The sequence below is a fragment of the Thiopseudomonas acetoxidans genome (assembly GCF_030362935.1).
In the GTDB taxonomy this organism is placed as follows: Bacteria; Pseudomonadota; Gammaproteobacteria; order Pseudomonadales; family Pseudomonadaceae; genus Thiopseudomonas; species Thiopseudomonas acetoxidans.
In genome coordinates, this window is the sequence record NZ_JAUCDY010000001.1 from 202,811 (window position 1) to 216,098 (window position 13,288).

Here is a 13,288-nt window from a genome sequence, read left to right on the forward strand (position 1 = left end):
TTGCGCCATTATTTTTTATGCGTGCTTTTGGGTAGTTGCACGGTAATGCTTTCCGAGTAGCTATCATGCCAGGTGTCGTTGTTTTTGCTGAATATCGACCACCAAAAACCAAGTCCCAGTGGCAACCAAGAAATAATAGACACGACAAAACGTAATAGAGCTTGCCAGAGGTCAATGGCCGAGCCATCGGCATTTTGCACGCGGATGTTCCACGCCTGCATGCCAAGAGTTTGTCCAGTATGCAGCCAAAACTTAGCAAAAAACGCGAAGATACTCAGGAGTAGTAAGCTGGACAGTATGGGGTCGCGGTCAAGTAAAGCGTTTTCAGCCATGTACTTAAGCTGTTCGCTGCCATACACCAAACGCAACACACCTTGCTGGTAAATCCAAGTCACTATCATAACCAGCGCTACAACCAACATAAAATCGTAAAACATAGCGGCTAAACGGCGCATAATGCTGGCCTTGGGGTATTGGCCTTGGGGTTCAAGCAAGCGTTTTGACATAAGCACCTCAGAGTGAAAGCGCTCAGTATTCTACTGGTTTGCCGGTTAAAGTGGTAGGCAATCTATTGTGGCGCGCAGTCTGTACTTAGAGGGATTAAATGAAAAAGCCCTCACTCCTTGCGCAGTGAGGGCTTAATGAAATTGGTTAAATTAAAGCGGCTGAACTTTGTCTGCCTGCATACCTTTTTGGCCTTCAACAGCCTCGAAACTTACTTTCTGTCCTTCCTGTAAGCTTTTAAAGCCGTTGCCTTCAATGGCACGAAAATGGACAAATAAGTCTGGGCCGCTTTCTGGAGTGATAAAACCAAAACCTTTGGCGTCGTTAAACCACTTAACGGTACCAGTCTGGCGAGTAGTCATAACTTGCATCCTTTGAAACTTAATTGAATTGCACGCTAAATGCGTATGGACTGGATGCAAAGAAAGCGGTCGAGCAGGGTGTAGCAAGGCGTATTAAGGGCACAAAAGCATGCTTTTGGTAGAACTTAAACAGCTACTGCGTTAGGTCATTTCAACGGCAACCTATGCAATCACAGTGGTTTAACTCTAAGGGACGTTTTGTCTAAAACCAAGGTGGTCGAATTAGACAAAGGGCTAGTTTGCGTCAAAAAACTGGTGGTTCTTGATATAAGTCAAATTTGCAGGCGTGCCGGAATCTGTAGCCAGCTGTGCGAGCGATTAGCCCGCACAGCGGCTATGCCAAAGCTTGAGTTAGATTTCTAGCGCAAGACTTTCAGCAATTTTCTTTTTCCACACCTGTGGGCCAGTGATGTGCACGGACTCACCAGAGCTATCGACTGCTACAGTGACGGGCATATCTTTGACTTCAAACTCGTAGATGGCTTCCATCCCCAAGTCAGCAAAGGCCGCAGTGCGTGATTTTTTAATGGCTTGCGACACCAGATACGCCGCGCCGCCTACAGCCATCAGGTACACGGCTTTGTTGTCTTTAATGGCTTCAATAGCGATTGGTCCACGTTCGGATTTACCAATCATGCCCAGCAGTCCGGTGGACTCCAGCACCTGGCGGGTGAATTTATCCATACGGGTTGCAGTCGTCGGGCCAGCCGGTCCAACCACTTCGTCACGCACGGGATCAACCGGGCCAACGTAGTAAATAAAGCGACCCTTCAAGTCAACCGGCAACTCTTCGCCCGCGTCGAGCATATCCACAATGCGCTTGTGCGCGGCGTCACGACCGGTGAGCATTTTACCGTTCAGTAGCAGGGTTTCGCCCGGCTTCCAGCTTTGTACCTCTTCCGGCGTGATGGTGTCGAGATTTACGCGGCGTGCGGTAGGGCCCGCATCCCACACGATGTCTGGGAAAGCGTCCAAGTCAGGAGCTTCCAGCGCAGCAGGGCCAGAACCGTCCAGGGTGAAATGCACGTGACGGGTCGCGGCGCAGTTCGGAATAATACAGACCGGCAGTGAAGCGGCATGCGTGGGGTAGTCTTTGATTTTGATGTCCAGCACGGTGGTCAAACCGCCCAGGCCCTGTGCACCAATACCCAGTTGGTTCACTTTTTCAAAAATTTCTAAACGCAGTTCTTCTACGCGGTTTTGTGCGCCGCGCTCTTGCAGTTCATGAATATCAATGGGATCCATCAAGGATTCTTTGGCCAGAATGGCCGCTTTTTCGGCGGTACCGCCAATGCCGATGCCGAGCATGCCAGGTGGACACCAGCCTGCACCCATCTCAGGAACAGTTTTTAACACCCAGTCAACAATGGAGTCAGAAGGGTTAAGCATGGCCATTTTGGCTTTGTTTTCTGAGCCACCGCCCTTGGCGGCAATATCTAGCTCGATGGTGTTGCCAGGGACGATGCTGTAATGGATGACTGCTGGGGTATTGTCTTTGGTGTTTTTACGCGCACCAGCCGGGTCGGCCAAAATAGAGGCACGTAAAATGTTGTCTGGGTTGCTGTACGCACGACGCACGCCTTCGTTGATCATGTCATCGAGACCCATGGTCGCGCCGTCCCATTTTACATCCATGCCCACGCGGGCAAACACGGTGACGATACCTGTGTCCTGACACAGCGGACGATGGCCAGTGGCGCTCATGCGTGAGTTAATGAGAATTTGCGCCATGGAGTCTTTAGCCGCGGGGGATTCCTCGCGCTCGTAGGCTTGGTGCATGGCTTGGATAAAGTCGAGCGGGTGGTAGTAAGAAATATACTGTAAGGCGTCAGCGACGCTTTGAATCAAATCGTCTTGCTTAATGGCGGCCATGTAGCGCTCCTTAGGTTAGCCAGCCCTGCGCTTAATAATAATGCCCAAGGCTGTGAAATATTAAGCCTGCCATTATAGCGCCAAAAACCAGAACGCGCACAGCAAGGTCGTAGGACTTTAAGGTGGGTGGTTAATACTGACAGTGGCGTAGGGGCAGTATTTATAGCTACATGTTCAAAGGAACGTAAAAAAGTAATCTTGTTTTTTAGCGATACTAATACTTATTAGGCCACTACAGGCCGTCTAAAATACTTGATAGACTGCGTAAGTTATTTAACTGCCTGTACCAAGGACGAAGCCATGGTTAATCAATCTCCCGAACAAAAAGCGCGCGATAACATTGACCAAATGCTGGCCAAGGCAGGCTGGTTGGTGCAGAACAAAAAAAGCATCAACCTGAATTTGGGGGCAGGCATTGCGGTGCGCGAATATCAAACCGATGTTGGCCCCGCTGACTATGTTCTTTTTGTAAACCGCCAAGCCGTCGGCGTGATTGAAGCCAAGCCCGAGTCCTGGGGTGAAAAAATCACTACGGTAGAAGAGCAATCCCAAGGCTACGCCAACGCCAGCCTAAAGTGGGTGCACAATAAAGAAGCCTTGCGCTTTGTTTACGAAAGCACGGGCGTTATCACGCGCTTTACCGATGGCGCTGATCCCAACCCACGCTCACGCGAAGTGTTTAATTTTCACCGCCCAGAATCCTTAGCAGGCTGGTTACGCGAAACAAAAAGCTTTCGCGCGCGCTTGCAAGACATGCCACCTTTGCCCACCGAAGGGCTGCGCGATTGCCAAATAAACGCCATCAGCAATCTGGAGCAATCACTTAAAGACGACAGGCCACGCGCGTTAATTCAAATGGCCACAGGCGCAGGCAAAACCTTTACCGCCATTACGGCTAGCTATCGTTTATTAAAAGAGCCAGTGAGCGCCAAACGCATTTTGTTTTTAGTGGATACCAAAAACTTAGGCGAGCAGGCCGAACAAGAGTTTATGACCTTTGTGCCTAATGATGACAACCGCAAATTCACCGAGCTATACAGTGTGCAGCGCCTAAAAAGCTCACACATCAGCACCGACTCCCAAGTGTATATCAGCACCATTCAGCGCATGTATTCCATGCTCAAAGATGAGCCGTTAGATGAATCACTGGAAGAGCAAAACCCCGCTGAACAACTCACCAAGCCGAAAGAGCCTTTACCCGTGGTGTATAACGCCAAAATTCCACCCGAATTTTTTGACGTCATTATTATCGACGAATGCCATCGCTCTATTTACAACCTCTGGCGACAAGTAATTGAATATTTTGATGCGTACCTCGTTGGCTTAACCGCCACCCCCGATGCGCGTACGTTCGGTTTTTTCCGTAAAAACGTCGTCAGCGAATACAGCCATGAAAAAGCCGTGGCCGATGGCGTCAACGTAGGTAACGAAGTCTTTATTATCGAAACAGAAAAAACACTACAAGGCGGCACCATTACCGCCAAGCAGCAAGTTGAAAAGCGTGAACGCACCACACGGCGCAAGCGTTGGGAAATCCAAGACGAAGACGAAGCTTACAGCGCCAAGCAGCTTGACCGCGACATCGTTAACCCCGACCAAATTCGCACGGTCATCCGCACCTTTAAAAATTCGCTACCGATAATGTTTCCTGGCCGAGCAGAAGTGCCCAAAACCTTAGTGTTTGCCAAAACCGACAGCCACGCCGATGACATCATCCAAATTATTCGTGAAGAGTTTGGTGGCAGTAACCAGTTCTGTAAAAAAGTCACCTATCGCGTAGCCAACGACAAACTCGATACCGAAGGCAAGGTATTAGAAAAAGGTGAAGACCCTGCCACCATTCTGGCGCAGTTACGCAACGACTATTACCCGCGCATTGCCGTGACCGTTGATATGATTGCCACCGGCACCGATGTTAAAGCGCTGGAATGCCTGCTGTTTATGCGCGATGTAAAAAGCAAAAATTATTTTGAACAAATGAAAGGCCGTGGCACCCGTACGCTGGATAAAGATAACCTGCAAAAAGTCACGCCCTCCGCACAAAGTGCTAAAACCCACTATGTGATTGTTGATGCCATCGGCGTAACCAAATCCATAAAAACCGCCAGCCGCCCGTTAATTACCAAGCCCAGTGTGGCGCTGAAAGACCTAGCCATGGGCGTGATGATGGGCGCCAGCGACAGCGACACCGTGTCGTCTTTAGCTGGGCGCTTAGCGCGCCTCGATAAACAACTGGATGACAAAGAACGCGCCCGCATAGCCGAAAAAGCAGGCGGCGTGCCTTTATTAACCATTGTTGGCGAGCTATTTAACGCCATCGACGGCGACAATGTAGAGCGCAAAGCCCTAGACATTGCAGGCTTGCCCGAAGGCGCCGATCCTGGCGATGCTAACCGCGACAAAGCCCAAGCTGAACTGGTGGGCGAAGTCGCTAAAGTGTTTAACGGCGAGCTGATAGAGCTGATTGACACCATTCGCCGTGATAAAGAACAAACCGTGGTGCATGACGATTTAGACGAGCTGGTAAAGGCAGAATGGGCAGGCGATACCGAAGAAAACGCCCAAGCACTCACGCAAGAGTTTGCCGACTACCTTGCCGAACACGCCAACACCATTGATGCGTTAACTATTTATTTCCATACCCCCGCACGGCGCAGCGAAGTTACCTTTACACAAATAAAAGCCTTGTTAGAGCAAATCAAACAAGAACGCCCCAAACTTGCACCTTTGCGTGTGTGGCAAGCCTATGCGCACCTCGATAGCTATAAAGGCACAACGCCTGTTGCCGAGCTAACCGCTTTAGTCGCCTTAATTCGCCGCGTGTGTGGCATTGATAGCAGCATTACGCCGTTTGATGCCACCGTGCGCAAAAACTTTCAAAGCTGGATCATGCAATACCACGCAGGCGATAGAGAAAAGTTTAATGAACAACAAATGGCATGGCTGCGTTTAATACGCGACCACATTACCGACTCCACGCACTTTGAACGTGAAGACCTCGACAACACACCCTTTGATGCCCAAGGCGGCCTAGGGCGCATGTATCAATTATTTGGAGACAAGATGGATTGGATAATTGAAGTCATGAATCGGGAGCTGGTGGCGTGACAGGTGTAAGATCTATGAAGTCAAAATCATTTGATGCCGCTAATTTTTTAGAAACCAACGATGATATCCAAGAGTTTCTAGCACAGGCAGCAAGCACTGGCGATACTAAGCATTTATCACACTGTTTAAATATTGCGATACGCGCTCGTGGTACGAAAGAAGTTATTAACGTAGCAGCACGAAATACCCTTAACAACAAAGCCAAAATCAGCACCAGTGATAAATAGGAAAGAGAATTGAGTAATAGTAAAGGTGAATTTGGGACTGATGGTGTGGTTAATAAGGATTTACCGCAAGGTTGGACACTTTATCCGCTAGAGGAAGTTGTAGAAATACATAACAGCCTCAGAAAACCAATTAATGCTTCCGAAAGGAGTAAGCGAGACGGAATTTATCCATATTATGGTGCGACAGGGCAAGTTGGTTGGATTGATGATTTTAGGCAAGATGGGGAGTATGTGCTCTTAGGAGAAGATGGAGCACCATTTTTAGATATTACAAAAGACAAAGCATATATTGTTTCAGGAAAATGCTGGGTAAATAACCACGCGCATGTTTTAAAGGGACAAAAAGGAAAGTGCTTAAATAAATATTTATTGCACTCCTTGAATCAAACGGACTTTCGCAGCTTAGTCAATGGAACAACAAGGCTGAAGCTTACACAGGCTTCGTTGCGGAAAATACCTATTAATCTGGCGCCGCTCGATGTACAAGAAAGTATCGTCGCCAAAATCGAAGAACTTTTCTCCGAACTCGACAGCGGCATTGCATCACTAAAAACCGCCCAAGAACAACTCAAAATCTACCGCCAATCACTGCTTAAACACGCCTTTGAAGGCAAACTCACCGAACAATGGCGCAAAGACAACGCCAGCAAACTCGAAACTCCAGAACAACTCCTCGCCCGCATCCAAACCGAACGCGAAACCCGCTACCAGCAACAACTAGAAGAATGGAAACAAGCAGTCAAAGACTGGGAAGAAAAAGGAAAAGAAGGGAAAAGGCCGAGCAAACCAGCGATTCATAAGCCACTAAGTAGGATATCTGCTGAAGAGCTGGAGGTTCTGCCTGAGCTTCCAAAGGAGTGGAGCTATATTCGTTTAGCTGAAATTGCAGCGATTAACTCAGGAATGTCTGTTAGCAAAAATCGTAAACTAGCTGATCCAATAGAAGTAAATTATTTACGTGTGGCAAATGTTCAGCGTGGGTATTTAGATTTATCCGAAATAAAGTCTATGAATATAGAGATGGTAGACTTGCCACGTTTACAGTTAGAAATAAATGATGTGTTATTCAATGAAGGTGGCGATTTAGATAAGCTCGGAAGAGGCTGGATTTGGGAAGGTCAGGTATCGCAATGCATAACACAAAACCACGTGTTTCGTGCGTCTCCATTCGTGAATGAAAAATATCATGCGAAATTTATTTCTTATTGGGGTAATTCCTTTGGGCGAGACTATTTTGAAAGTGGAGGCAAACAAACTACCAACCTTGCTTCTATCAACAAAACTGTGTTGAGCAACTTCCCAATTCCATTGACTTCGTTCACAGAACAAAAAGAAATCGTAAATCAGCTGGAAGAAAAACTATCCATCATCGAACAAAACGAAAAAGAAATCGAAAGGGCTTTAGCCAAAGCAGAACTACTGCGACAATCCATACTTAAAAAAGCGTTTTCGGGAAAGCTCATTTTGACAGAGGAATAAAATGAAATGAACGAAATTGAATTGAACTTTGTTTCACTATTCCAACAAAGTAGAGGTGGAACTATTTATAGGAAAATAATAACTGATAGTTCTTCTTTCAAAGAAAAAGAAAGCTTCCGTACGAGACTGCCTGCTCACAAAGGAGCAGTGCAGTGGGATCTGTTTGATATTTCTTTTGAGGAAAGGGAGGGTTATGAAGCATATGTATTTGATTATACTGAAAATCCAATATTAGCTGTTCATATGATATATAGAGAGCTTTTATTGGTTTTGGGATCAAACACTAGCGATGTTAATTACTATACCCCAGAAAAAGCAATCCGGTTGAAGGAAGTTTGCTTTATAGTAGAAAGATTTGATGAAGGTAATGCGGAGGTCATTGTAAGGCCGTACTATTTAAAATCTAAGAAGTTGTTTGGCTTTTTACTTGAACATAAGTTTAGCCTTAAAGATGAGCAGCCTTTTAACAAAAAAACTCAAATTAGAAGCTACTCGCTTGATAAATCGGGGCGGCCAAATGTTTTCTTTTATAAAGATAAAAAACAGATACTTGATAGGTTTTTAAAAGAAACTTTATACCCTCTACTTTCCAAGTCTGATCTAGATTTCAACACAAAATTTACTACCTTAAGTGCAGAAAAGCTTGATGTTAAAACATATATTGTAGGGGGTGGAAAGACCGCTACATCTCAATTTATGGGGATAAAAAGTAATGGCCCTTACAGGCGCCTAGATGCTAACCCTCGTTACTTATTTGTTTTTTCGGAGCAAACAAGAACGCTTGCTAGAGATATTTATACTGGGTTGACAGGGAAGCTTTTTCCTGGCCAGTTTTCTGGCTTGGATGAAATGTTTTCTTTACCAATATATAAAGATATTGTTGAACACCATTTGGTAACAAAGTTTAATGAACAGTCTATTCTGGATATTGAAAATCAGGTTTGTAAGCTGAAATCATCATATCCACAAGATAAAATTATGCTTGTTGCTGTTCTTCCGCGAGGCTTTAAAGGAGTGGATTCAGCTTTTGATGCCTATGGGCATATTAAGTTAATGGCTCTTAAGAATAATACCTATTGCCAAGTTGTAACTGAAGATACGTTTTTTGAAAAGAATAAATTAAAATGGTCAATATCAAATATTGGGTTGCAGATTTTTAGTAAACTCGGAGGAGCTCCATGGCTTGTTAAGCCAGCGAAGAGTAGCTGCTTGATTTTTGGAATTGGCAGTGTTCAAGAGATGGAGCATGGCAATATAAAAAAATATACAGCTTATACTGTATGTTTAGATTCAAGTGGTGATTTTAAATATATAAAACCATTATCCACGTCTGATAATGAAGAATCTTATCTTGAGAGTTTAAAAAACAATTTAAGCCAGGTTATGTCGAGTGAAGAGAGCGGTCGATATAGCTCGCTTGTACTACATCTACCATACAAAATTAGTAGAAAGGAAATAGACGTTATTAAAGACGTTGTTTCAGAGTTAAAAAAAGAAACATGTGAAGTGATTGTCGTACGGATGAACACTAAGCATAAGTTTCTTGGGTTTAGCGCACATAATACCTGTGTACCTTATGAAAGCTCATATATACAACTTTCGAGAAGTGAGTTTTTAGTGTGGCCTGAAGGGTTGCAGTATGGAAAAGAAGTGTTGAACAAACGTATATCAGAGCCCTTATATATCGACTTTATTGAGTCAAAAGAAAATTGGGAAACAAAGAAAGAATGTCTTCAAGATATACTAAACTTGACGGGCGCTAACTGGCGCGGTTTTAATTCGAAAGCCCTGCCTATTTCCATTCTTTATTCTCGGTTAATAGCTAAATTTATGAAGGAGTTCTCTCACTTGGAAAATGTCAGCGACATGAGCATTGTAAGCGCAGATTCTGTTGCACCTTGGTTTTTATAAGGAGGATGAGATGGGATTGAGAGAAGACTCTTTATTATTCCTTCTTGGCGCTGGAGCAAGTGTTGATGCTGGCATAAAACACGCTAAAGCGATGACTCTTGATATTGAGGAAGATATTCGGAAAAAAGATACAGATTTTTCTGAGTTTCGTGATCTTTATAACTATCTTAAAAGTTCGATTATTTATCAACGAGGTCTAGAGGGCGATTATGCAGAGCAATCTGCGACGATTGAAGAACTACTTGGCGTTTTGTCTGAAATAAATCAAAAACATAGAAATAAGCTTTACCCATTTATTGGTGGTTGGAATATTCACCTTCTAAAAGTAGCTGGCGAAGAATTTAACAAGATAGAAAAGCTGGATAAGAAAATACGTGATCGGTTATTTGATTGGATCAATATCACTAATTATGACAAGGCAGAATACTTTAAGAAATTTAAAGATTTGACTTCGGAGATAGGCAGCGCTATTCGAGTGTTTACCTTGAATTATGATATTTGTGTAGAAAGAGCATTAGTTGGAACAGGAATAAATATTGAACTTGGTTTTAATCCTAGTTCTCGTGGGTGGGAAGCGGCGAAGTTTGATTCTAATCCAAACACAGATGTCGGTTTATACTTGTATAAATTACACGGATCTATCGATTGGATTAGAGATCTAGATAATGGTGGCGCACTAAAACTTTGCGATAGCCCACAGAAAAAAACAGAATTAATATTTGGAACCACTGCCAAATTGAGTTCGATTGATCCTTATCTCTTTTATGTACATGAGCTTAGAAAGTATTCGCTTAGTGAAGCTGCACGCTTTATCGTTGTCATAGGGTATAGTTTTAGTGATGACTATATCAATAACCTTATTCGACAAGCACTTGAGAGGAGTCAGTATTTGAAATTGCTTGTTGTATCCCCCGATTTGGGAAGCAATCAAGCTAAGGATCGGATACTAGCTATCTTGAGGGGTTTAGATGAAAAAATTATTTTCGAACCTAAAACTGCGAAACAATTCTTTGAAAATGATATGAGTCTTTCCTATTTTTCCTCCCTGTCTGAAGCTGGCGATGATGATCCGTTTTGATATCTCATCATTGAGTAAAAATAAATGGAACGCTCCATTTATTTACACTATTAAAAGTGAGCACATCCTAGAAGCATCATGCATACGCTGTCTGCTTTTGCTAACGATCTTCATAATCTTGGTGGGGGTTATGTGGTGATTGGTGTGGCAGAGGAAAACGGCCAGACGTTGTGCAGCACTGCTGTTTAATTATATTGGGTACGCAAATTCTTGTAGCGAACAAAACAAAAAGTTTAGGTTTTTATGAATATCTCACTTCCTACTTACGATCAGTTTATTGAACCTATCTTGCGGGTTTTGCAGCAATATCCTGAAGGGTTACGCGCGGCTGAAGTGCATGATGCGGCCGCGGATTATTTGCAATTAACGCAAGAGCAGCGCTCAGAATTATTAAGTAGCGGGCAGGCCGTTTACAAAAATCGTTGCGGCTGGGCACATGATCGACTAAAGCGCGCAGGATTGTCTTTTAGCCCCCGCCGTGGTTTGTGGCAATTAACGAATGAAGGCGCAGTTTATGCAAGTAAGCATTCCAGTGTTATTGCCGAGGCTGAAATTCAACGTATTGCTAGCAGCAATCTTGATGCCCCCATAGCGTCAAAATTTAGCAAAATGGTTGCTACAGATGAAATACATGCCAATGCCAGCCCTGACGATCAATTAGAGCAAGCTTTGCAAGCATTGCGACAAGCCACCGCAGGCGAATTATTAGAAATGTTGCTAGCCGTCACGCCCAGTCGTTTTGAAGTCATTGTTTTAGATGTGTTGCATGGTTTGGGCTACGGCATTAGCCGACAAGATTTACAACGCGTTGGCGGTAGTGGTGATGCAGGTATTGATGGTGTTATTTCTTTAGATAAGCTGGGTTTAGAAAAAGTGTATGTACAGGCAAAACGCTGGCAAGGCACGGTGGGTCGTCCAGAGCTGCAAGCTTTTTATGGTGCGTTAGCGGGTCAAAAAGCCAAGCGAGGAGTGTTTATTACCACCTCTTCTTTTACTGCGCAGGCGCTAGATTTTGCAAAGTCTGTTGAAGGTATTGTATTAATTGATGGTGAGCGTTTAGTGAATTTGATGATGGACACCGAAGTGGGCGTAACATCACGCATTTTAAGAGTACCCTCGCTAGATTCAGATTATTTTGAATAATTCAGTGAGCCGCCATTATCGTAACCGCCGCATTGGCGAGTTTTTAAAAGAGCTAATCGAAATGACCCAACCCGATTCACCACGCAGCCCAACTCAAAAATACCGTTTAACCCAACTCGGCAAGCAGGTGCTGGCGGTTAATAGAGGCGAATAGCCTAGGCTTGTTGTAAAACACACTTTACAAAATTGGCTTTATTTTTATAAGTGTGATTTACACATCCAGGTTTTTCATCTGAAGTGCACAGCTGCCAAGCGCTAAATTGCACATTAAGTTACGCTTTTCGTCACTTGGTGTATAAATTCAGTCTTTCACTAGACGCGCCACACATACTTCGTTTATATTAAGATGCTATCGTAAATCACACGCAATTTATTATGTATATTCCTCGTCATTTGCACAACAGGCTTCGTACTTTGATGCAGCAATTCCCTGCGGTTTTGGTGACTGGCCCTAGGCAAGTGGGCAAGTCGACCTTGTTGCAGCATGTCGCTCAAGATTATGTGTATGTCAGTTTTGATGACCCTTTGTTGCTTGCTCAAGCTAAGCAAGAGCCGCAGTTATTTTTATTAAACTATCCCGAGAACGTCATTTTGGATGAGGTGCAATATGCCCCAGAATTGTTCTCGCTCTTAAAATTAGCCATAGATAAGCAACAGCGAAATGGCCAGTTTTTGCTGTCGGGTTCGCAAGCGTTTGAGCTAATGCAAAATGTGAGTGAAACCTTGGCGGGGCGTGTGGCCATTTTAAAGTTGTCGGGCTTATCTTTACGGGAAATAGAACAAAACGATTTTGCTTTGCCTTTTATTCCTAGTGCCGCGTATTTGCAGCAACGCGAGCAATGCCCGCTTAAAGTCGATGCGCTGTGGCAAACCATTCACCAAGGCTATATGCCAAGGTTGTATCAGCAAGAAACTGATTGGCACACTTACTATGCGTCTTACGTTGCCACTTACATTGAGCGTGATGTGAGGCACATAGCCAATGTTAGCAGCAGTTTAGATTTCACCCGCTTTATGGTGGCCATTGCCGCACGCAGTGGCGAGCTGCTTAATTACAATAAAGTAGCGCAGGATGTCGGCGTATCGGTGGATACCATCAAGCGCTGGGTCAATATTTTACAAACATCGGGCATTATTTATTTGTTGCAGCCTTATGCCAATAATCACCTTAAACGCGCCATTAAAACGCCCAAGGTTTATATGCTAGACACCGGCTTAATGGCGTGGCTGACGAAATGGTTAACACCTGAAACAATACAGCAAGGAGCAAAAAGCGGGCAGTTTTTTGAAACCTTTGTGGTAAGCGAGATTATCAAGTCTTTTTACCATCAAGGAAAAGAACCCCCGCTTTACTTTTATCGCGATAACGATCAGAAAGAAATTGATTTAATTATTGAAGATGGGCGCACTTTGTACCCTATTGAAATAAAAAGTACTGCCAACCCAACTAAAAAAATGGCTAAAGCGTTTGATGTATTGCGCAATCACCTACCTGCCGACGAGTTAACTATTGCTCATGGAACATTAATTAACCAATATCCGCAAAAGCTTTGGTTGGCAGAAAATTTAGTCGCTTTGCCTTTAACCTATTTGTAGAACTAACC

11 protein-coding genes are annotated in these 13,288 nt (G+C 44.2%); 8 read left to right on the forward strand and 3 right to left on the reverse strand.

What is annotated here, in order from left to right; genetic code table 11:
- Positions 1–8: 8 nt before the first annotated feature.
- From QEZ41_RS01035 to QEZ41_RS01045, 3 genes are all read right to left on the reverse strand, one after another.
- Positions 9–506, reverse strand: coding sequence for an RDD family protein (locus QEZ41_RS01035; protein WP_289409499.1), 498 nt, complete (start codon positions 504–506; stop codon positions 9–11).
- Positions 507–656: 150 nt separating this feature from the next.
- Entirely contained in the window at positions 657–866 is a 210-nt protein-coding gene (locus tag QEZ41_RS01040; RefSeq protein WP_289409500.1) for a cold-shock protein, read from the reverse strand.
- Between the two features lie 351 nt (positions 867–1,217).
- Positions 1,218–2,738: a fumarate hydratase gene (locus tag QEZ41_RS01045; protein ID WP_289409501.1), complete on the reverse strand. Its 1,521-nt coding sequence runs from the start codon at positions 2,736–2,738 to the stop codon at positions 1,218–1,220.
- Positions 2,739–3,038: 300 nt separating this feature from the next.
- On the opposite strand from QEZ41_RS01045, the gene QEZ41_RS01050 reads away from it, so the two are divergent.
- The 8 genes from QEZ41_RS01050 (at position 3,039) to QEZ41_RS01085 (ending at position 13,280) form a co-directional block, all read left to right on the forward strand.
- Positions 3,039–5,846 carry a type I restriction endonuclease subunit R gene (locus tag QEZ41_RS01050; RefSeq protein WP_289409502.1) on the forward strand — a complete coding sequence of 936 codons (2,808 nt, stop codon included), beginning with the start codon at positions 3,039–3,041 and terminating at the stop codon, positions 5,844–5,846.
- A gap of 14 nt (positions 5,847–5,860) precedes the next feature.
- Positions 5,861–6,073 (forward strand): helix-turn-helix domain-containing transcriptional regulator, encoded by a 213-nt coding sequence (locus QEZ41_RS01055; protein ID WP_289409503.1) that lies wholly within the window; start codon positions 5,861–5,863, stop codon positions 6,071–6,073.
- Positions 6,074–6,082: 9 nt separating this feature from the next.
- Positions 6,083–7,552 carry a restriction endonuclease subunit S gene (locus QEZ41_RS01060; RefSeq protein WP_289409504.1) on the forward strand — a complete coding sequence of 490 codons (1,470 nt, stop codon included), beginning with the start codon at positions 6,083–6,085 and terminating at the stop codon, positions 7,550–7,552.
- Between the two features lie 6 nt (positions 7,553–7,558).
- Positions 7,559–9,463, forward strand: a complete 1,905-nt coding sequence (locus tag QEZ41_RS01065; RefSeq protein WP_289409505.1) for a Piwi domain-containing protein — start codon at positions 7,559–7,561, stop codon at positions 9,461–9,463.
- 10 nt (positions 9,464–9,473) lie between these two features.
- Positions 9,474–10,541, forward strand: coding sequence for an SIR2 family protein (locus QEZ41_RS01070; RefSeq protein ID WP_289409506.1), 1,068 nt, complete (start codon positions 9,474–9,476; stop codon positions 10,539–10,541).
- Positions 10,542–10,790: 249 nt separating this feature from the next.
- A complete protein-coding gene (locus tag QEZ41_RS01075) occupies positions 10,791–11,684 on the forward strand; it encodes a restriction endonuclease (RefSeq protein WP_434556776.1) in 894 nt (297 codons plus the stop codon).
- Positions 11,677–11,838 carry a Fic family protein gene (locus QEZ41_RS01080; RefSeq protein ID WP_289409508.1) on the forward strand — a complete coding sequence of 54 codons (162 nt, stop codon included), beginning with the start codon at positions 11,677–11,679 and terminating at the stop codon, positions 11,836–11,838. The genes QEZ41_RS01075 and QEZ41_RS01080 overlap by 8 nt, the downstream gene beginning before the upstream one ends.
- Positions 11,839–12,059: 221 nt before the next feature.
- Positions 12,060–13,280 carry an ATP-binding protein gene (locus QEZ41_RS01085; protein ID WP_289409509.1) on the forward strand — a complete coding sequence of 407 codons (1,221 nt, stop codon included), beginning with the start codon at positions 12,060–12,062 and terminating at the stop codon, positions 13,278–13,280.
- Positions 13,281–13,288: the final 8 nt, after the last annotated feature.